The organism is Streptomyces sp. NPDC047706, assembly GCF_043204795.1.
In the GTDB taxonomy this organism is placed as follows: Bacteria; Actinomycetota; Actinomycetes; order Streptomycetales; family Streptomycetaceae; genus Streptomyces.
Genome location: NZ_JBIDCW010000014.1, coordinates 129,859 through 149,712, shown reverse-complemented (window position 1 = coordinate 149,712; position 19,854 = coordinate 129,859). Strand labels below are relative to the sequence as shown.

Here is a 19,854-nt window from a genome sequence, read left to right as displayed (position 1 = left end):
CCGCGAGGTACCCACGTCATGACCCAGCCGCCGCCTCCGCCGCCCAACCAGCCCCCGCAGGGGGATGGGCCCGGCCCTTCGCAGCCCCGGCCGCCGCAGCAGCCGCAGCCCCAGCCCGGGTCCCAGCCGGGGCCCCAGGACCAGCCGCCGCAGCAGCCGCCCGCCTTCGGTGCGCCGCAGCCGCCCGCCGCACCGCCCACTCCGCAGCCGCAGCCGCAGCCGCAGCCTCAGCCGCAGCCGCAGCCGCAGCCGCAGCAGCCGCAGCAGGCGCAGCAGGCGCCGGCGGGCTACGGATATCCGCAGCAGCAGCCCGGGTACGGGTATCCGCAGAGCCCGCCGACGCCACCGCAGCAGCCCGGGTACGGCTACCCCGGGGCGCCGGGGCCCCATCCGTACGGGCAGCCCGCACCGGGCTACGCGCAGCCGACCGTGCCGATGCACCCGCAGCCGGGTCAGCCGGGCGGTGGCAAGCAGGCGCTCAAGGCGCAGGTGGCCATCGTCGTGGCCGCCGTCGTGGCGATCGCGCTGATCATCGGTGGCGGCGTCTGGTACTCGAAGTCGTCCGCCGACAGCGGCAGGGCCACCGCTGGCTCCAGCGACGGCAAGGGTGACGGCAAGGGTGGCGAGGGCTCCTCCAAGGGCTCCGAGAAGGTGCCCGCCGACCCGAACTCCAAGGTGCTGTTCCAGATCCCGGCGCCCGAGGTCGACAAGGACGACTCCGTCGTCGTCTCCGGCTCCTGGCTCACCGACAAGGTGTACGCCAAGGCCGGCGTCGCCGAGATCGTCGGCTACGACCGGGACAAGGGCACCGAGCTGTGGACGATCCCGCTGCCCGGGCCGGTCTGCGAGGCCACCCGGCACGCGACGGCCGACGGGAGGACGGCGGTCGTCTTCCAGCCCCGGATGCCCGCGAAGAACTCCTCCGAGGGGTGCAGCCAGGTCGCGGCGATCGATCTGAACGCGGGCAAGAAGCTGTGGACGAAGACCGCCAACTCCGGGGACCAGGCGATCAACTTCGACAACGTCACCGTGAGCGCCGGCACGGTCGCCGTGGGCAGCACGAGCGGCGGTGCCGCGTTCGACATCGCCAGCGGCAAGTCGCTGTGGTCGCCGAAGCCCGGCGACACCTGCTACGACGCCGGGTACGGCGGCGGCGCCAAGCTGGTCGCGGTGCGCAAGTGCGGGCAGTACGAGGCGCGTGAGCTGCACATCCAGACCATCGACCCGAAGTCCGGGAAGGTGATCTCGGAGTACAGGATGGCCAAGGGCATCGAGTACGCCAGCGTCGTGTCGACCGAACCGCTGGTGGTCGCGGCCGACGTGGGTGACTCGGCCGGGGACGGCAGCGGCATCTCGGACTTCTTCTCCGTGGACAACAGCACGGGCAAGCTGCGGGCGCGGATCTCGGCGCCGGGTGACTCCTACGCCGCCGACTGCGACGGGATCTCCCGGGTCGAGGACTGCACCGGGCTCGCGGTCGGCAACGACCGGCTGTACGTGCCGACGGAGGAGCAGGACAGCTCCGGTGACCTCGGCCGGATGAACTCGGTCGTCGTGTTCGACCTTGCCACCGGGAAGCAGACCGGGCAGCGGGCGGACGCCGGGGACGGATACACGATGACGCCGCTGCGGATGGACGGCGGGAACGTGATCGCGTACAAGAGCGGGCCCTACAACAAGGGCGGGCAGATCGTCAGCATCGACGGCGGCAGCTTCGAGCAGGTCAAGCTGATGGAGAACCCCGGGACCGACTCGGTGCGGGACGTGGAGTCGGGCAAGGAGCCGGCGTACGGCGAAGTGCTCTACGCACAGGGGCGGTTGTACATGTCCGAGGTGTACGTCAGTGGGTCGGCCGCGAGCGGGGACGAGTACCTCGCCATCGCGTTCGGGGTGAGTGGCTGACGACTTGGCGTCGTCGGCATCGTCGTCGGGTGTGCGGCCCCGTCCCTGTCCAGGGGCGGGGCCGCGCGCTTACCGCTCAACACCCTCGAATGAGCGGATTTTCGGCGATCAGGGGCGCTTCTCACGAGTAGAGGCAGCGGGACGTCGAACAAGCGTGTAGCTTCCGGGGCATGACGGGCGTCTATGCCGGGGGGCGGGCGTCCGGGGGCTGTACTTGGTGTGTTCCGTGTGGGTTCTGGGTCTGTCCGTGGGGACCTCTGGGCATCCATAGTGGGCGTCCATCGGGGGACTGGGGCTGGGACTGGGACTGGGGGCTGGGGGGATCTCGATGGGAGTGCGGCTCATGGTGGTCGACGACCACCGATTGCTCGCGGAGGCGCTGGCCTCGGCGCTGAAGCTGCGGGGGCACCGGGTGCTGGCCGCGGCGGCGCCGGCCGTGGGGGCGGCGGAGCTGGTGATCGCGCGGGCGCCGGAGGTGTGCCTGTGGGGGACGGCGACGCCTGCCGAGGCGGGGGCGTTCGATCCCGTGCAGCGGATCAAGCGGGAGCGGGGGCAGGTGGCGGTGCTGGTGCTGGGGCCGGTGCCGAGTCCGCGGGGGATCGCGGCGGCGTTCGCGGCGGGGGCGTCCGGATATGTGCGGCACGACGAGCGCATCGAGGGTGTGGAGCGGGCGATCATGAAGGCGCGGGCGGGGGAGGCCGCGGTGGCGCCGCAGTTGTTGCAGGGGGCGTTCAGTGAGCTGCTGAATCCCGCGGCGCAGCCGGACGACGAGGGGCAGCGGCTGTTGGAGATGCTGACGCCGAGGGAGGTGGAGGTGCTGGTCCGGGTGGCCGAAGGGGAGGACACGCGGCTGATCGCGGCGGGGATGGGAATCGCGCCCTCGACGGCCCGCACCCATGTTCAGCGCGTCCTGATGAAGCTGGGCGTCGGCTCGCGTCTGGAGGCCGCGGCCCTGGCGGCCCGCACCGGGTTGCTGGACCGGGCGGGGCCGCTGCCGGGGCGTGGTGGCGAGGGCTGACGCCTGCGGCGGCCTGTTTCCGACCCGTGGGGCCCGCTGCAGCGCCAGCGGTGCGTGTCGTGTCGGGTCATGCCCCGCCGTCTCGCCGTACGCGGGTGGGGGCTGTGCCGGCGTGTGGTGGCTTTGCGGTGCCCCGTCCCCCGGGTGGGGACGGGGCGTGGGTGGGCTACTGCTGGTCGGGGGTTTCGGGTGGGGGCGGTGGGGCCGTGGGGCGGAGTTTCAGCCAGGCCAGGAAGAACAGGCCCAGCAGGAGCATGCCCAGGCCGGTCCAGAGGTTGATGTTGACGCCCTCGGCCTTCTCGATCGCCGCCTCGTCGTCCGTGAGTCCCACGATGGTGACGATGACGCCGTAGACGACGAACAGGCTGCCGATGATGCGGCGGATGTCGAAGAGGCGGGCGGCCGTGGCGGACTTGCCCTCCAGTTCGGTGACCTCGCGCAGGACGTCGTCCTCGGAGTACTCGTGGTGCTCTGACATGGTCTCTCAATCCTCCCGCGGTCAGAACGAGAACGGGATGTAGCAGGCGGCAGCCAGGATCACCGCGCCCCAGCCGAGCAGCGCGGGCTTGCGGTACCACGCGTCGTCGCCCTCCGCGGGCGGCTCCGCCATGCCGGGCGAGCGGGTGCCGTAGACGAGTCCCTGGAGCTCCCGCTCGGGCTTGGGCGCGGTGAAGAGGGAGACGGCGACCATGACCACCGCGCCGGCCACGAAGCCCGCGATCGCGGAGACGAAGTTGGCGCCCTGGTCGGAGGGGATGTCGATGACGCCCTCCTTGTAGATCACGAAGTAGTTGACCATCGCCGCCGTGGTGCCCGCCAGCAGGCCCCAGAAGCCCGACTTCATCGACGCGCGCTTCCAGAACATGCCGATGATGAAGACGACGAACATCGGGACGTTGAAGAAGGAGAACAGCGTCTGGAGGTACGCCATGATGTTCGAGAAGGACGACGCGAGGAACGCCGTGCCGATGGAGGCCAGCACGCCGATCGCCGTGATCAGGCGGCCGAAGCGCACGTAGTAGGCGTCCTCCTGGCCCCGTTTCACGTACCTGGCCCAGATGTCGTTGGTGAACACCGTGTTGAACGACGACACGTTGGCCGCCATGCCGGCCATGAAGGCCGCCAGCAGGCCGGTCACCGCGATGCCGAGGACGCCGTTGGGCAGCAGGTCCTGCATCAGGTAGGGGATCGCGTCGTTGTACTGGTAGCCCGACTCGGGGGTGCCGAACTGCGGGATCAGCGCGGCGGCGACCAGCCCCGGGATCATCACCAGGAAGACGATGAAGATCTTCGGGAACGCGGCGATCAGCGGGGTGCGCTGGGCGGCCGAGAGGTTCTTGGCCGAGAGCGCGCGCTGGACCTCCGCGAAGTTCGTGGTCCAGTAGCCGAAGGAGAGGACGAAGCCGAGGCCCAGGACGATGGTGAGCCAGTTCGCGCCGAGCGGGTTGGCGTCGCCGATGCCCGTACCGCCCCAGGCGGTCATGAAGTCGTCGCCGCGGCTGGCGGTGAGTGTGTCGGACAGGCCGTCCCAGCCGCCGGCCTTCTTCAGGCCGAGCACCGTGATCGGGATCAGGGCGGCGAGGATCACGAAGAACTGCAGCACCTCGTTGTAGATCGCCGAGGAGAGGCCGCCGAGGGTGATGTAGGCGAGCACGAAGAAGCCGGCGACGACGATGGCCACCCACTCCGGCCAGCCGAGCAGCGCCTCCACGACGATCGCGAGGGCGTAGAGGTTGACGCCCGAGATCAGGATGGCGGCGAGGGCGAACAGGATCGAGGAGAGCAGGTGCGCCGGCTTGTCGAAGCGCAGGAGCAGGAACTCGGGGACCGAGCGGACCTTGCTGCCGTAGTAGAAGGGCATCATCACCAGGCCCAGGAAGACCATGGCCGGGATGGCGCCGATCCAGTACCAGTGGGTGGTGTAGACGCCGTACTGCGCGCTGTTGGCGGCCATGCCGAGGATCTCGGTGGCTCCCAGGTTGGCCGCGATGAACGCGAGGCCCGTGACCCAGGCGGGCAGGGAGCGGCCGGACAGGAAGAAGTCGAGGCTGGTCCTGACCGACCGGCGGGCGGCGAAGCCGATGCCGAGGACCACGACGAAGTAGATACCGAGGAGCGTGTAGTCGAGCCAGTTGGTGGGGAGCCGTAGCTCGGCGGACAGGTATGTGGGGGTTTCCATACGCACTCGCTTCGTTGCGTGAACTGATCCGGAGCGAAAACTACGCCTGGGCGTTCGCTAATTGAACACGTTCGATGTCGAGCTCTGTTTGATTGTGATGCCGACTGTCCCCTGGTGAGTTGTGTTCTGGTATGTTGAGTTATGTTGGTTGAGTGGGTGGCTGGTAAGACTCGAAGGCTCGAAAGAGGAGTCCGCGGTGAAGAAGACCTCGACCCGTCTGGCCGACGGTCGTGAGCTGATCTACTACGACCTGCGGGACGACGCCGTGCGCGACGCGGTCGACCACCGCCCGCTGGAGCGGACCGTCACGACCTCCGAGGTCCGCCGCGACGAGCTGCTGGGCGACTCGGTCGCGATCGCCTCGCACCGCCAGGGCCGGACCTACCACCCGCCGGCCGACCAGTGCCCCCTGTGCCCGTCGCGGGGAGAGCGGCTGAGCGAGATCCCGGACCCGACGTACGACGTGGTCGTCTTCGAGAACCGCTTTCCGTCGCTGGCCGGCGACTTCGGGCGCTGCGAGGTCGTCTGCTTCACCTCCGACCACACCGCGTCCTTCGCCGACCTGAGCGAGGAGCAGGCGCGCCTGGTCCTCGACGCGTGGACGGACCGTACGTCGGAGCTGTCCCATCTGCCCTCCGTGGAACAGGTCTTCTGCTTCGAGAACCGGGGTGCGGAGATCGGTGTGACCCTGGGTCACCCGCACGGGCAGATCTACGCCTACCCCTTCACCACCCCCCGTACCGCCCTGATGCTCCGGTCCCTCGCGGCCCACAAGGAGGCGACCGGCGGGGAGAACCTCTTCGACGCCGTGGTCGAGCGCGAGCTCGCCGGCGAGCGCGTCGTCCTTGCGGGTGAACACTGGGTGGCCTTCGTGCCGTACGCCGCGCGCTGGCCCTACGAGGTCCACCTGTACCCGCGCCGCCGGGTGCCCGACCTGCTCGCGCTGGACGAGGCGGCGCGCTCGGAATTCGCCCAGGTCCATCTGGAACTCTTGAGGCGCTTCGACCGGATCTTCGGCGAGGGTGAGCCTCCGACGCCGTACATCGCCGCCTGGCACCAGGCGCCGTTCGGCCCGCTGGCGGAGTTCGAGGGCGTCAGCCGTGACGACTTCGCGCTCCACCTGGAGCTTTTCACCATCCGCCGAACTTCCGGCAAGCTGAAGTTTCTCGCGGGTTCCGAATCCGGCATGAGCGTGTTCATCAACGACGTGCCGCCGGAGCGCGCGGCCGAGCGACTGCGAGAGGTAGCTAGTACATGAGCGGGAAGTACCTGGTCACCGGTGGAGCGGGATACGTGGGCAGCGTGGTCGCCCAGCACCTGCTGGAGGCGGGCCACGAGGTCGTCGTCCTCGACAACCTGTCCACCGGATTCCGTGAGGGCGTGCCCGCCGGTGCCTCCTTCGTCGAGGGCGACGTCCGCGACGCCGCGAAGTGGCTGGACTCCTCCTTCGACGCGGTGCTCCACTTCGCCGCCTTCTCCCAGGTCGGCGAGTCCGTCGTGAAGCCGGAGAAGTACTGGGACAACAACGTCGGCGGCACCATGGCGCTGCTCGCCGCCATGCGGGCGGCCGGGGTGCGCAAGCTGGTCTTCTCCTCCACGGCCGCCACCTACGGCGAGCCGCGCGAGGTCCCGATCGTCGAGTCCGCGCCGGCCGCGCCGACCAACCCCTACGGCGCCTCCAAGCTCGCCGTCGACCACATGATCACCGGTGAGGCGCAGGCGCACGGACTGGCCGCGGTGTCGCTGCGCTACTTCAACGTGGCGGGCGCCTACGGCGAGTTCGGGGAGCGGCACGACCCCGAGTCGCACCTGATCCCGCTGGTCCTCCAGGTGGCCCAGGGCCGGCGCGACGCGATCTCCGTCTACGGCGACGACTACCCGACGCCGGACGGCACCTGCGTCCGTGACTACATCCACGTCGCGGACCTTGCGGAGGCCCATCTGCTCGCCGTCGGCGCCGCCGTGCCCGGCGAGCACCTGATCTGCAACCTCGGCAACGGCAACGGCTTCTCCGTCCGCGAGGTCGTCGAGACCGTCCGCCAGGTCACCGGCCACCCGGTCCCCGAGGTCGTGGCCCCGCGCCGGGGCGGCGATCCGGCGGTGCTGGTGGCGTCGGCGCAGACCGCCCGCGAGCGGCTCGGCTGGCACCCCTCCCGCGCGGACCTCGCCGAAATCGTCGCGGACGCCTGGGAGTTCACGCAGCGGCGCGGCAAGTAGACACGGACGGAAGGTCAGGGGTCAGGGCATGAGCGAGGCCAGTGAGACGGTCGCCGGGGCCGTCGCCGAACGGTTCCGGGAGCTGTACGGGGCCGACCCGCAGGGCGTGTGGGCCGCGCCGGGGCGGGTCAACCTCATCGGCGAGCACACCGACTACAACGACGGCTTCGTGATGCCGTTCGCGCTGCCGCACACCGCCGTCGCCGCGCTCTCCCGGCGCGAGGACGGCGTCCTGCGACTGCATTCGGCGGACGTCGAGGGCGGCGTGGCCGAGCTGCGCGTCGACGCCCTGGAGCCGGAGTCGGACCGGAACTGGACGGCGTACCCGTCGGGCGTGGTGTGGGCGCTGCGCGCCGCGGGCCACGAGGTGACCGGCGCGGACATCCACCTGTCCGCCACCGTCCCGGCGGGCGCGGGCCTGTCCTCGTCTGCGGCGCTCGAGGTGGTGATCGCCCTCGCCCTGAACGACCTGTACGGCCTCGGCCTGCAGGGCCGGCAACTGGCCCGCCTGTGCCAGCGCGCCGAGAACGTCTACGTCGGCGCCCCCGTCGGGATCATGGACCAGACCGCGTCCGCCTGCTGCACCGCCGGCCACGCCCTGTTCCTCGACACCCGCGACCTCTCCCAGCGCCAGATCCCCTTCGACCTCGCCGCCGAGGGGATGCGCCTGCTGGTGGTCGACACCCGCGTCAAGCACGAGCACAGCACCGGCGAGTACGGCAGACGCCGGGCCGGCTGCGAGAAGGGCGCGGCCCTGCTGGGCGTCGACGCCCTGCGCGACATCCCCTACGACGGGCTGGACGCGGCGCTGGACCGCCTCGGCGACGAGGAGGAGGTGCGCCGGCTCGTCCGGCACGTCGTCACGGAGGACGAGCGCGTCGAACGTGTCGTCGCCCTGCTGGAGTCCGGCGGGACCAGGGCGATCGGCCCGGTCCTCACCGAGGGCCACGCCTCCCTGCGGGACGACTTCCGCATCTCCTGCCCGGAGCTGGACCTGGTCGTCGACACCGCCCTGTCCGCCGGGGCCCTCGGTGCCCGGATGACGGGTGGCGGCTTCGGCGGCTCGGCGATCGTGCTCGCCGCGGTGACGGACGTCGACGGCATCACCAAGGCGGTCCAGGAGGCGTTCGCGAACGCCGGCTTCACTGCGCCCCGGGTGTTCGAAGCGGTGCCTTCGGCGGGGGCGCGGCGGCTGCGCTAGGTAGGTGTACTCGGCAGGGCAGCGGCGCCGTCAGCCGGTTCCGAGACCCTTGGTCAGGGTGAACTCCGTGACGCCCGGCGGGTAGTCGGGGATCGTGCCGACCACCTCGTACCCCTGCTTGCGGTAGAAGTCCGGGGCCTGGAAGTCCCAGGTCTCCAGGCGGGCGGCGGTGCAGCGGCGCTCCTCGCGGGCGGCACGCTCCGCCTCCGCCAGCAGGCGCGAGCCCAGGCCGGTGCCCCGGTGGCGTCCGTCGACCCAGAGGTAGGTGACGTGCAGCCAGGTCGCCCAGGTGTGCCCCACCAGGCCGCCGGCCAGGTCGCCGGTGGCGTCCAACGCCCAGACGTGCAGGGGCGATTCGCGCGCGGCGGGCGTGTCGCGCAGGGCGCGCAGCACCGGGGAGGCCGCCGTATTGGTGTCGCGGAGCCGGGAACGGAGAAGATCGCGCCGGGACTTGTCGACTTCTGTCTCAAGACGAAACATGCGGCTCACCATAAACGCGCCGGACAGCCAGTTCTGCAAATTGCCTTCCGCTCCTGCCTCCCGCCCGTACTCTGATGAAAGCACCGGTGGGGGCCGGTGCTGTTCAGGGGGCGAGACAAGTCGGGTACGACGCCCGAAGTGGGGGTAGCAGTTTCTGCACGGCGGCGGCCGTGCGGCTGCGGCGACCCCGTCCTGGGGAACGGCGACACACAACAACCCAGGAGCGCTTCGGGCGTCGTACCCGCACCGGTCACCGGTCCCCGTCGATGGGCGTTCCCCTGCTCTTGGAGAGCTCGGGGAAGGGGGTTTCGTGGTACGCATCCGAGTCCTGGTCGTCGACGACCACCGCATCTTCGCCGAGTCCCTCGCAGCGGCGCTCGCCGCCGAGCCCGACGTCGACGTCTCCGCGGCCGGCAGTGGTCCCGCCGCGGTGCGCAGCCTGGAGCGCGCGGCCGCCGAGGGCCGTCGCTTCGACGTGCTGCTCGTCGACGCCGACCTGGGCGGCACCGTACCCGGCATACGGCCCGCGGTGCCCGTGCAGGACGGCGGGGACGGGGTCGTGGACGGAATCTCCCTGGTCGCCGGCGTCCGTGTCGCACAGCCCGGGGTGCGGGTCGTGGTGCTCGCCGAGAAGGACGACCCGCGGCGTGCGGCGCTCGCCCTGCAGGCCGGCGCGAGCGGCTGGGTCGCCAAGGACTGCTCGCTGTCCCGGCTGCTCACCGTCATCCGGGGCGTGCTGCGCGACGAGACCCATCTGCCGCCCGCACTGCTCACCGGCGTGCTGCGCGAACTGACCGCCGCCCGCAGGCACCGCACCGAGAGCGAACGGCTGGTCGAGTCCCTCACCCCGCGCGAGCGTGAGGTGCTGCGCTGCATGGTCGCGGGCCTGGGCCGCAAGGCCGTCGCCGAGCGCCTCTACCTCTCCCCGCACACCGTGCGCACCCACATGCAGAACGTCCTCGGCAAACTCGGCGTCCACTCCACCCTCGCCGCCGTCGCCCTGGCCCGCCGCGCAGGCGTGGGCCCGGCCGACCTGGGCCCCGCCACCAGAATCCCCCCGGAGGAAAGCAACAGCGCCTGAGTCCACGCCCGGCTGGGCGGCGTCCGCAAAGGGCGCGGGGAACTGCGCGACCAGCCACAACGGCCCGCAGCCGACAACCGGCCGAGGGAGACGCGGGGCGTATGTGAACGCCCGGCTGGGCGGCGTCCGTAAAGGGGGCGCGGGGAACTGCGCGACCAGCCACAACGGCCCGCAGCCGACGACCGACCGCCCCAACGACGCTGCCCGCGCCCGACAGCCGACGCGCCCCGCGAACCCCGGCCGGCCAGGCGCTACCCCGGGATGTTGTCGAACGGCGCGGTCAACTGCCGCAACAGCCCCGCCAGTTCCCCCCGCTGCGTACGCGACAGCTCCGCGAGGATCGCCCGCTCCTGGTCGAGCAGCCCGGCCAGGGCCTGGTCCGCGCGGTCCCGGCCCTCGTCCGTGAGCCGCACCAGCACGCCACGCCGGTCGCTGGGGTCGGGCAGCCGCTCCACCAGCCCCTTCTTCGCCAGCCGGTCGATGCGGTTCGTCATCGTGCCCGAGGTGACCAGGGTCTGGGTCAGCAACTGCCCCGGAGACAGTTGGTACGGCGTCCCCGCGCGGCGCAGCGCCGTCAGGACGTCGAACTCCCACGGCTCAAGACTGTGCTCGGAGAAGGCCAGCCGACGTGCGCGGTCCAGGTGCCGGGCCAGCCGGCTCACCCGGCTGAGCACCTCCAGCGGTTCCACGTCGAGGTCCGGGCGCTCCCGGCGCCACGCTGCGACCAGCCGATCGACCTCGTCCTCCATGGCGATCAGTGTAGTGGTTGTGTCGACATGAAGTCTCTTGACGTCGAGATACTTGGGGGTCAAGCTGAGGACATGGCCGACCTCACCTGGGACCCCGCCCAGTACCTGCGGCACGCCGGACACCGTGCCCGACCCTTCACCGACCTCCTGGCCCACATTCCCGAGCCGCCCAACGACCCGCCCCGCATCGCCGACCTCGGCTGCGGCCCCGGCAACCTCACCGCGCTGCTCGCCGCCCGCCGGCCCACCGCCCGCGTCACCGGCTACGACAACTCCCCGGAGATGCTCCGGCGGGCCCGAACCGAGCACGCCGGCGTCGGCCGCCTCGACTTCGCCCACGCCGACCTGCGCACCTGGACGCCCGGTGAGCCGTACGACCTCATCCTCAGCAACGCCACGCTCCAGTGGGTCCCCGGGCACGCGGACCGTTTCGCGGACTGGCTCGCCGGGCTCGTCCCCGGCGGCACCTTCGCCTTCCAGGTCCCCGGCAACTTCGACGCCCCCAGCCACCGCCTGATGCGCGAACTGGCCGCGTCCCCGCGCTGGCGGGACCGTCTGGCCGGCACCCTGCGCCACGGTGACGCCGTCCTCACACCCGAGGCCTACCTCGAACACCTCACCGCCCTCGGCTGCACAGCCGACGTCTGGGAGACGACCTACGTCCATCTCCTCACCGGCGAGGATCCGGTCCTGGACTGGGTGAAGGGCACCGGCCTGCGCCCCGTCCTCACCGCCCTCGCCGACGACCCCGACGCGGCGCGCGCCTTCGAGGACGAGTACCGCAACGCCCTCCGCGAGGCCTATCCACGGGGCCGGCACGGCACACCGTTCCCGTTCCGCCGCGTCTTCGCGGTCGCCCGCAAGGAGGAACGATGATCATGAGGGGCGCGGGGAACCGCGTGATCAGCCACGACGACGCGCCACCAGCCAAACGGCGAAACGGCGAAACGGCGAACCGGCGAAACGGCGAAACGGCGAAACGGCGAAGCGGCGAAGCGGACAAACAGCGAAGCGGCGAAGCGGCGAAGCGGACAAACAGCGAAGCGGACAACAGCGAAGCGGCGACCACACACCGTCGGCGACAACAACACCCCGCGAAGCCCTCAGCTCTTGCGGTGCCCGATCAGCCGCGGCTTCTGCTCCAGACCGTCCAGCCCGTGCCACGCCAGGTTCACCAGGTGCGCCGCCACCTCCGCCTTCTTCGGGCGGCGCACCTCCAGCCACCACTGCCCGGTGAGCGCGACCATCCCGACCAGCGCCTGCGCGTACAGCGGGGCCAGTTTCGAGTCGAAGCCGCGGTTCTTGAACTCGCGGCCCAGGATGTCCTCCACCTGGGTGGCGATGTCGGAGATGAGGGAGGCGAAGGAGCCGGTGGACTGGGGGATGGGAGAGTCGCGGACCAGGATGCGGAACCCGTCCGTGTACTCCTCGATGTAGTCGAGCAGCGCGAACGCCGCCTGCTCGCACAGCTCGCGCGGATGGCCCGCCGTCAGCGAGCTGGTCACCATGTCCAGCAGGCGCCGCATCTCACGGTCCACCACCACCGCGTACAGCCCCTCCTTGCCGCCGAAGTGCTCGTACACCACCGGTTTGGACACCCCGGCCTTCGCCGCGATCTCCTCCACCGACGTGCCCTCGAAGCCCTTCGCGGCGAAGAGGGTGCGACCGATCTCCAGCAGCTGCTGGCGCCGCTCCGCACCGGTCATACGGGTCCGGCGCGTCCGCCGCGGCTTGTCATTGCTGGAGGTGCTGGAGTCGGTCGCCACGGCGTCAATCATGCCGCCTCGGCGGTCTCCCGCCCGCGCCGGGAACCGCCTTCCCCGTCCTGGCGGCGGGAATCGATGCGCGAGCGTGACGGCCAGCGCACGTCGTACGCCCACCCCGCGAGCTCGAACCAGCGGATCAGCCGGGCCGAGGAGTCGATCTGGCCGCGCTCCACGCCGTGCCGCGCCGACGTCGGGTCGGCGTGGTGCAGGTTGTGCCAGGACTCACCGCAGGACAGGACCGCCAGCCACCACACGTTGCCCGACTTGTCCCTCGACTTGAACGGCCGCTTGCCCACCGCGTGACAGATCGAGTTGATCGACCAGGTCACGTGGTGCAGCAGCGCCACCCGCACGAGCGAGCCCCAGAAGAACCCGGTGAACGCGCCCCACCAGGACATCGTCACCAGACCGCCGATCAGCGCCGGCAGCGCCAGCGACACCACCGTCCACAGCAGGAACTGGCGGGAGATCGCCCGCAGCGTCCGGTCCTTGATCAGATCCGGCGCGTACTTGTCCTGCGGGGTGCGCTCCTCGTCGAACATCCAGCCGATGTGCGCCCACCACAGGCCTTTCATCAGCGCCGGGACGGTCTCGCCGTACCGCCACGGGGAGTGCGGGTCGCCCTCCGCGTCGGAGAACCGGTGGTGCTTGCGGTGGTCGGCCACCCACCGCACCAGCGGGCCCTCGACCGCCAGCGATCCGGCGATCGCCAGCGCGATCTTCAGGGGCCGCCTGGCCTTGAAGGAACTGTGGGTGAAGTGCCGGTGGAAGCCGATCGTGATGCCGTGGCAGCCGAGGAAGTAGAAGAAGACCAGCAACCCCAGGTCCAGCCAGCTCACCCCCCGGCCCCACGCCAGCGGCACGGCCGCGACCAGCGCGAGGAACGGGACGACGATGAAGAGCAGCAGCACCAGCTGCTCGAGAGAACCCTTGCGGTCGCCGCCGAGCGTGGCGGACGCGGGCGTAAGACGGTCGGCGTTGTCCTGTGAGGTCGACTTCGGGGCGTCGTCGATCACATCGGAACTGGTGGTCATGGGGCGTCCCCTGTGGGGTCGTGGGTTGAGACAGGTGCCGGGGGGTAGCGAAACCGGGTACGGCTCGGACGAGACATCCCTACGGTTCCGTAACCTACGGCGTCGTAAGTATGTCAGCGCGCCGCCCGGCGGCAAGAGCCCGAGGGCCTGCGCGTCCCGGCCGACACATATCCTGGAGTCGGTCGGACAGCGCGGTCCGCTCTGATTCCTTCCCCGGAAGTCCGGCCCGTAATGCGGCACCCGCCGCTCGACGGTCACCGGGTTCCCTCCCAGACGAGCTTCAGACGAGCTTCAACACTGCAAGGAGCCGCACCTGTGAGCAGTGCCGACGACCAGACTGTGTCCACGGCGACCACCAGCAGCGAACTGCGCGCCGACATCCGCCGGCTGGGCGACCTACTCGGAGAGACGCTCGTCCGCCAGGAGGGCCCTGAGCTGCTGGAACTCGTCGAGAAGGTACGCCGACTCACCCGTGAGGACGGCGAGGCCGCCGCCGAGCTGCTGCGCGGCACCGAACTGGAGACCGCGGCCAAGCTGGTCCGCGCCTTCTCCACCTACTTCCACCTCGCCAACGTCACCGAGCAGGTGCACCGCGGCCGTGAGCTGCGGGCCCGCCGCGCCGCCGAGGGCGGGCTGCTGTCCCGCACCGCCGACCGGCTGAAGGACGCCGACCCCGAGCACCTCAGGGAGACCGTCCGCCATCTCAATGTTCGTCCCGTGTTCACGGCGCACCCCACGGAAGCCGCCCGCCGTTCGGTTCTCAACAAGCTCCGGCGCATCGCCAAGCTCCTGGAGACCCCGGTCATCGACTCCGACCGGCGCCGCCACGACACCCGGCTCGCCGAGAACATCGACCTCGTCTGGCAGACCGACGAGCTGCGCGTCGTACGCCCCGAACCGGCCGACGAGGCCCGCAACGCGATCTACTACCTGGACGAGCTGCACGCCGGCGCCGTCGGCGACGTCCTGGAGGACCTGACGGCGGAACTGGAACGCGTCGGCGTCAAGCTCCCCGACGACACCCGCCCCGTCACCTTCGGCACCTGGATCGGCGGCGACCGCGACGGCAACCCCAACGTGACCCCCGAGGTCACCTGGGAGGTGCTGATCCTCCAGCACGAGCACGGCATCAACGACGCCCTGGAGATGATCGACGAACTCCGCGGCTTCCTGTCGAACTCCATCCGCTACACCGGCGCCACCGAGGACCTCCTCGAGTCCCTCCAGGCGGACCTGGAGCGGCTGCCCGAGATCAGCCCCCGCTACAAGCGCCTCAACGCCGAGGAGCCCTACCGCCTCAAGGCCACCTGCATCCGGCAGAAGCTGGAGAACACCAAGCAGCGCCTCGCCAAGGGCATCCCGCACGAGGCCGGCCGCGACTACCGCGGCACCAGCGAGCTCCTCCACGACCTTAAGCTGATCCAGGCCTCCCTGCGCGCCCACCGCGGCGGCCTGTTCGCCGACGGCCGCCTGGACCGCACCATCCGCACCCTGTCCGCCTTCGGCCTCCAGCTCGCCACCATGGACGTACGCGAACACGCGGACGCCCACCACCACGCGCTCGGCCAGCTCTTCGACCGGCTCGGCGAGGAGTCCTGGCGCTACGCCGACATGCCGCGCGACTACCGCACGAAGCTCCTCGCCAAGGAACTCCGCTCGCGCCGCCCGCTCGCCCCCACCCCCGCACCCGTCGACGCGGCCGGCGCCAAGACCCTCGGCGTCTTCGGGACGGTCAAGCGGGCCCTGGAGGTGTTCGGGCCCGAGGTCATCGAGTCGTACATCATCTCCATGTGCCAGGGCGCCGACGACGTCTTCGCCGCCGCCGTCCTCGCCCGCGAGGCCGGCCTGATCGACCTGCACGCCGGCTGGGCCAAGATCGGCATCGTGCCGCTGCTGGAGACCACCGACGAGCTCAAGGCCGCCGACTCCATCCTGGAGGACATGCTCGCCGACCCCTCCTACCGGCGCCTCGTCGCCCTGCGCGGCGACGTCCAGGAGGTCATGCTCGGCTACTCCGACTCCTCCAAGTTCGGCGGCATCACCACCTCCCAGTGGGAGATCCACCGCGCCCAGCGGCGCCTGCGCGACGTCGCCCACCGCTACGGCGTCCGGCTGCGGCTCTTCCACGGCCGCGGCGGCACCGTCGGCCGCGGCGGCGGCCCCACCCACGACGCGATCCTCGCCCAGCCCTGGGGCACCCTGGAGGGCGAGATCAAGGTGACCGAGCAGGGCGAGGTCATCTCCGACAAGTACCTGATCCCGTCCCTGGCCCGGGAGAACCTGGAACTGACCGTCGCGGCCACCCTCCAGGCCTCCGCCCTGCACACCGCGCCCCGCCAGTCCGTCGAGGCCCTCGCCCGCTGGGACGCCGCGATGGACGTCGTCAGCGACGCCGCGCACGCGGCGTACCGCAGGCTCGTGGACGACCCGGACCTGCTGGCGTACTTCTTCGCGTCCACCCCCGTCGACCAGCTCGCCGACCTGCACCTCGGTTCGAGGCCTTCGAGGAGGCCCGACTCCGGCGCCGGCCTCGACGGGCTGCGGGCCATCCCGTGGGTGTTCGGCTGGACCCAGTCCCGGCAGATCGTCCCCGGCTGGTTCGGCGTCGGATCAGGGCTGAAGGCGCTGCGCGAGGCGGGCCTGGACACCGTGCTCGACGAGATGTACGGGCAGTGGCACTTCTTCCGCAACTTCGTCTCCAACGTCGAGATGACGCTGGCCAAGACCGACCTGCGGATCGCCGGCCACTACGTCGACACCCTCGTCCCGGACGAGCTGAAGCACGTCTTCGACACCATCCGCGCCGAGCACGCCCTCACCGTCGCCGAGATCCTCCGCATCACCGGCGGCGACGAACTGCTCGACGCCCAGCCGGTGCTGAAGCAGACCTTCACCATCCGCGACGCCTACCTGGACCCGATCTCCTACCTCCAGGTCGCCCTCCTCAAGCGCCAGCGCGACGCCGCGGCCTCGGGCGCCGAGCCCGACCCGCTGCTCGCGCGGGCCCTGCTGCTCACGGTGAACGGCGTGGCGGCGGGCCTGCGCAACACCGGCTGAGAACGCACACACAGGTGTGCCCCCGCGCTCCACCCGAGCACGGGGGCACACCCGCGTCCGCGGCCCCGCACGACGGCCGCGTCCGCGGCCCCGCACGACGGCCGTGTCCGCGGCCCCGCACGACGGCCGTGTCCGCGGCCCTACACGACGGCGAAGGCCGCGGTGATCAGCGCCAGCCCCGCACCCGCCATCACCCAGGCCGCCCGCATCCGCCCCAGCCCACCCGCGACCACGACCGAGCCGAGCAGCAACGCACCCCCCAGCGGCACCCAGGAGTACAGCACCCCGGCGGGCCCGGACCGCACGACCTCACTGCCGCCGGGCTTGATGACCACGGTGTACGTCTGCCCGTCCCGCACGGCGGCGGTCTTCTCGATGAGGACCCGGTCGCGGGCCTGCGACCCCGCGGAGATCGGCGTGTACGGGCCGGAACAGGTCTCGCCCCCGCAGCCCGTCACCTCGATCGTCCCGCTCTCCCGCCCCTTGGTGAGCATCACGTACTGGGCGCTGCTCCAGGACGCCCACACCCCCGCGATCAGGATCAGCGCCGCGACGACACCCATCGCCGCGAGCCGCCCGAACCGCAGCGCGACGAACGCGCCCTGACTGGAGACGACGGCAGAAGGCATGGCCGCGATCCTTGGCCATGCCTGCACGGCGAGTCAACCGAGGTGGGGGACAAGTCAGGAGTTGTACGAACTCTGCGCCCGCTCCAGCCCCTCACTCACCAGACACTCCACCGAGTCCGCCGCCAGGTCCACGAAGTAGTCCAGCTCCTTGCGCTCACTCGACGAGAAGTCCTTGAGCACGAAATCCGCCACCTGCATACGCCCCGGCGGCCGCCCGATCCCGAACCGCACCCGGTGATAGTCCGGCCCCATCGCCTTCGTCATCGACTTGAGCCCGTTGTGCCCGTTGTCACCACCCCCGAGCTTCAGACGCAGCGTGCCGTAGTCGATGTCCAGCTCGTCATGGACGGCGACGACATGGGCCAGTGGCACCTTGTAGAAGTCGCGCAGCGCGTTCACCGGGCCACCGGACAGGTTCATGTACGACATCGGCTTCGCCAGGACCACCCGGCGGCTCGCCGGCCCCGGCGGACCGATCCGGCCCTCGACCACCTGCGCCTGCGACTTGCCCGCCCGCTTGAACCTGCCCCCGATGCGCTCCGCGAGCAGATCCGCCACCATGAAACCCACGTTGTGCCGGTTCATCGCGTACTCGGGCCCGGGATTGCCCAGCCCCACGATCAGCCAGGGAGCACCCGCGTCGGTCGTCACGTCCATGTCTCCTTGATACGCGCCAGCCGCTGCCCCCCACAGGGAACAGCGGCCGGCAAAACGAAAAAGGTGAGGATCAGGCCTCGGCGGCGGCCTCTTCGCCGGCCTCGCCCTCAACGGCCTCCTCGCCCTCCGGAGCCTCCTCGGCCTGCGCGGCCAGCACCTGCAGCACGACGGCGTCCTCCTCGACGGCCAGGGTCACGCCGCTGGGCAGCTTGACGTCCTTGGCGTGGACCGAGGCACCGGCCTGGAGACCCTCCACGGAGACGGTGAAGTTCTCCGGGATGTGGGTGGCCTCGGCCTCGACCGGCAGCGCGTTCAGCACGTGCTCCAGCAGGTTGCCGCCCGGCGCCAGCTCGCCCTCGGCGATGACCGGGACCTCGACGGTGACCTTCTCGCCCCGCTTGACCAGCAGCAGGTCGACGTGCTCCAGGAAGCCCTTCAGCGGGTCACGCTGCACGGACTTCGGGATCGCCAGCTCGTTGGACTTGCCGTCGATGTCCAGGGAGATCAGGACGTTCGGCGTACGCAGCGCCAGCAGCAGGTCGTGACCCGGGAAGGTCAGGTGCAGCGGGTCGGAACCGTGGCCGTACAGCACACCCGGAACCTTGTTGTCGCGGCGGATACGGCGCGCGGCACCCTTGCCGAACTCCGTGCGGGTCTCGGCGGCGAGCTTCACCTCGGACATGACGATCACTCCTCGTAGAACTGGGAACGGACGTGGTCACCCGGCCACGAACGGCCTGCTACGAAGAGCGCGTCGATAACGGACGCCGCATCCCGCCAGCAGACGGACCACGGCCTCCCTCGCCGAGCAACTGCAACAGAATACTCGGCGGGGAGGCCGCAGAAAAATCGATCAACCATGAACCGGGCGACCCGCCCTAGCGGCTCACTGCTCGTCGAACAGGCTCGTCACCGAACCGTCCTCGAACACCTCACGCACCGCGCGCGCGATCGTCGGGGCGATCGACAGCACCGAGATCTTGTCCATGTCCCGGGCAAGCTCACCCGGCGTCGGCAGCGTGTTGGTGAACACGAACTCGCTCACCCGCGAGTTCTTCAGACGGTCCGCCGCCGGACCCGACAGCACACCGTGCGTCGCCGTCACGATCACGTCCTCCGCACCGTGCGCGAACAGCGCGTCGGCAGCGGCACAGATCGTCCCACCCGTGTCGATCATGTCGTCGACCAGGACACACACCCGGCCCTTGACCTCACCCACGACCTCGTGGACCGTCACCTGGTTCGCGACGTCCTTGTCCCGCCGCTTGTGCACGATCGCCAGCGGCGCACCCAGCCGGTCGCACCACCGGTCCGCGACCCGCACCCGGCCCGCGTCCGGCGACACCACCGTCAGCTTCTCCCGGTCCACCTTCTTGCCCACGTAGTCCGCCAGCAGCGGCAGCGCGAACAGATGGTCCACCGGACCGTCGAAGAAGCCCTGGATCTGGTCCGTGTGCAGATCCACGGTCAGGATCCGGTCCGCACCGGCCGTCTTCATCATGTCCGCGATAAGACGCGCCGAAATCGGTTCACGACCCCGGTGCTTCTTGTCCTGCCGCGCGTAACCGTAGAACGGCACAATGACCGTGATGGAGCGCGCCGACGCCCGCTTCAGAGCGTCGATCATGATCAACTGCTCCATGATCCACTTGTTGATCGGAGCCGTGTGGCTCTGGATCAGAAAACAGTCGGCACCACGAGCCGACTCCTGATAACGCACATAGATCTCGCCGTTGGCGAAGTCGAAGGCCTTGGTCGGGACAACCCCGACACCCAGCTGGTGGGCGACCTCCTCGGCAAGCTCGGGGTGGGCGCGGCCGGAGAAGAACATCATCTTCTTCTCGCCGGTCGTCTTGATCCCGGTCACAGCACTGTCTCCTCAGA

At 70.6% G+C, this 19,854-nt stretch carries 18 protein-coding genes; 8 read left to right on the top strand and 10 right to left on the bottom strand.

All coding sequences use genetic code 11. The annotated features are described in order from the left end of the window. The first annotated feature begins 18 nt into the window (after nucleotides 1-18). On the top strand, nucleotides 19-1,902 hold the full coding sequence (locus ACGF8A_RS18740; protein ID WP_393109429.1) for a PQQ-binding-like beta-propeller repeat protein: 1,884 nt from the start codon (nucleotides 19-21) through the stop codon (nucleotides 1,900-1,902). A 328-nt stretch (nucleotides 1,903-2,230) separates the two neighbouring features. Next, entirely contained in the window at nucleotides 2,231-2,920 is a 690-nt protein-coding gene (locus ACGF8A_RS18735; RefSeq protein ID WP_393109427.1) for a LuxR C-terminal-related transcriptional regulator, read from the top strand. 166 nt (nucleotides 2,921-3,086) lie between these two features. Here the strand turns inward: ACGF8A_RS18735 and ACGF8A_RS18730 are convergent, their stop codons facing one another. Continuing rightward, the gene (locus ACGF8A_RS18730; RefSeq protein ID WP_393109425.1) at nucleotides 3,087-3,398 is read right to left on the bottom strand and encodes a hypothetical protein; all 312 of its coding nucleotides are present in this window, start codon (nucleotides 3,396-3,398) and stop codon (nucleotides 3,087-3,089) included. 21 nt (nucleotides 3,399-3,419) lie between these two features. Beyond that, the gene (locus ACGF8A_RS18725; protein WP_393109423.1) at nucleotides 3,420-5,099 is read right to left on the bottom strand and encodes a sodium:solute symporter family protein; all 1,680 of its coding nucleotides are present in this window, start codon (nucleotides 5,097-5,099) and stop codon (nucleotides 3,420-3,422) included. A gap of 196 nt (nucleotides 5,100-5,295) precedes the next feature. Here ACGF8A_RS18725 and galT point away from each other — a divergent pair, with 196 nt between their 5' ends. From galT to galK, 3 genes are read left to right on the top strand one after another with little or no spacing between them, the layout of a single operon-like run. Next, on the top strand, nucleotides 5,296-6,357 hold the full coding sequence (gene galT, locus ACGF8A_RS18720; RefSeq protein ID WP_393109421.1) for a galactose-1-phosphate uridylyltransferase: 1,062 nt from the start codon (nucleotides 5,296-5,298) through the stop codon (nucleotides 6,355-6,357). After that, complete coding sequence (galE, locus tag ACGF8A_RS18715) at nucleotides 6,354-7,316, top strand: UDP-glucose 4-epimerase GalE (RefSeq protein ID WP_393109419.1); 963 nt, start codon at nucleotides 6,354-6,356, stop codon at nucleotides 7,314-7,316. Before galT ends, galE begins: the two co-directional genes overlap by 4 nt. Nucleotides 7,317-7,344: 28 nt before the next feature. Next, nucleotides 7,345-8,517 (top strand): galactokinase, encoded by a 1,173-nt coding sequence (galK, locus tag ACGF8A_RS18710; protein ID WP_393109417.1) that lies wholly within the window; start codon nucleotides 7,345-7,347, stop codon nucleotides 8,515-8,517. 30 nt (nucleotides 8,518-8,547) lie between these two features. On the opposite strand, the gene ACGF8A_RS18705 is transcribed toward galK, so the two are convergent. Further along, nucleotides 8,548-9,009 carry a GNAT family N-acetyltransferase gene (locus tag ACGF8A_RS18705; RefSeq protein ID WP_393109506.1) on the bottom strand — a complete coding sequence of 154 codons (462 nt, stop codon included), beginning with the start codon at nucleotides 9,007-9,009 and terminating at the stop codon, nucleotides 8,548-8,550. Between the two features lie 298 nt (nucleotides 9,010-9,307). On the opposite strand from ACGF8A_RS18705, the gene ACGF8A_RS18700 reads away from it, so the two are divergent. Continuing rightward, nucleotides 9,308-10,078 (top strand): LuxR C-terminal-related transcriptional regulator, encoded by a 771-nt coding sequence (locus ACGF8A_RS18700; protein ID WP_393109415.1) that lies wholly within the window; start codon nucleotides 9,308-9,310, stop codon nucleotides 10,076-10,078. 251 nt (nucleotides 10,079-10,329) lie between these two features. On the opposite strand, the gene tamR is transcribed toward ACGF8A_RS18700, so the two are convergent. Continuing rightward, entirely contained in the window at nucleotides 10,330-10,827 is a 498-nt protein-coding gene (gene tamR / locus ACGF8A_RS18695) for a MarR family transcriptional regulator TamR (protein ID WP_393109413.1), read from the bottom strand. A gap of 72 nt (nucleotides 10,828-10,899) precedes the next feature. Between tamR and ACGF8A_RS18690 the strand changes: the two genes are divergently transcribed. Next, nucleotides 10,900-11,703, top strand: coding sequence for a trans-aconitate 2-methyltransferase (locus ACGF8A_RS18690; RefSeq protein ID WP_393109411.1), 804 nt, complete (start codon nucleotides 10,900-10,902; stop codon nucleotides 11,701-11,703). Between the two features lie 227 nt (nucleotides 11,704-11,930). Here ACGF8A_RS18690 and ACGF8A_RS18685 read toward each other — a convergent pair whose 3' ends face one another. Then, the gene (locus tag ACGF8A_RS18685; protein ID WP_393109409.1) at nucleotides 11,931-12,605 is read right to left on the bottom strand and encodes a TetR family transcriptional regulator; all 675 of its coding nucleotides are present in this window, start codon (nucleotides 12,603-12,605) and stop codon (nucleotides 11,931-11,933) included. Beyond that, complete coding sequence (locus tag ACGF8A_RS18680; protein ID WP_393109407.1) at nucleotides 12,602-13,627, bottom strand: acyl-CoA desaturase; 1,026 nt, start codon at nucleotides 13,625-13,627, stop codon at nucleotides 12,602-12,604. The genes ACGF8A_RS18685 and ACGF8A_RS18680 overlap by 4 nt, the downstream gene beginning before the upstream one ends. Before the next feature lie 315 nt (nucleotides 13,628-13,942). Here ACGF8A_RS18680 and ppc point away from each other — a divergent pair, with 315 nt between their 5' ends. Further along, entirely contained in the window at nucleotides 13,943-16,684 is a 2,742-nt protein-coding gene (gene ppc, locus ACGF8A_RS18675) for a phosphoenolpyruvate carboxylase (RefSeq protein WP_393109405.1), read from the top strand. A 140-nt stretch (nucleotides 16,685-16,824) separates the two neighbouring features. Here ppc and ACGF8A_RS18670 read toward each other — a convergent pair whose 3' ends face one another. From ACGF8A_RS18670 to ACGF8A_RS18655, 4 genes are all read right to left on the bottom strand, one after another. Further along, nucleotides 16,825-17,313 carry a hypothetical protein gene (locus ACGF8A_RS18670; protein WP_393109403.1) on the bottom strand — a complete coding sequence of 163 codons (489 nt, stop codon included), beginning with the start codon at nucleotides 17,311-17,313 and terminating at the stop codon, nucleotides 16,825-16,827. Between the two features lie 54 nt (nucleotides 17,314-17,367). Continuing rightward, on the bottom strand, nucleotides 17,368-17,970 hold the full coding sequence (gene pth / locus ACGF8A_RS18665; protein WP_393109401.1) for an aminoacyl-tRNA hydrolase: 603 nt from the start codon (nucleotides 17,968-17,970) through the stop codon (nucleotides 17,368-17,370). Between the two features lie 70 nt (nucleotides 17,971-18,040). After that, nucleotides 18,041-18,652 (bottom strand): 50S ribosomal protein L25/general stress protein Ctc, encoded by a 612-nt coding sequence (locus ACGF8A_RS18660; protein ID WP_393109399.1) that lies wholly within the window; start codon nucleotides 18,650-18,652, stop codon nucleotides 18,041-18,043. A 204-nt stretch (nucleotides 18,653-18,856) separates the two neighbouring features. Further along, a complete protein-coding gene (locus ACGF8A_RS18655) occupies nucleotides 18,857-19,837 on the bottom strand; it encodes a ribose-phosphate diphosphokinase (RefSeq protein WP_393109397.1) in 981 nt (326 codons plus the stop codon). Nucleotides 19,838-19,854 lie beyond the last annotated feature (17 nt).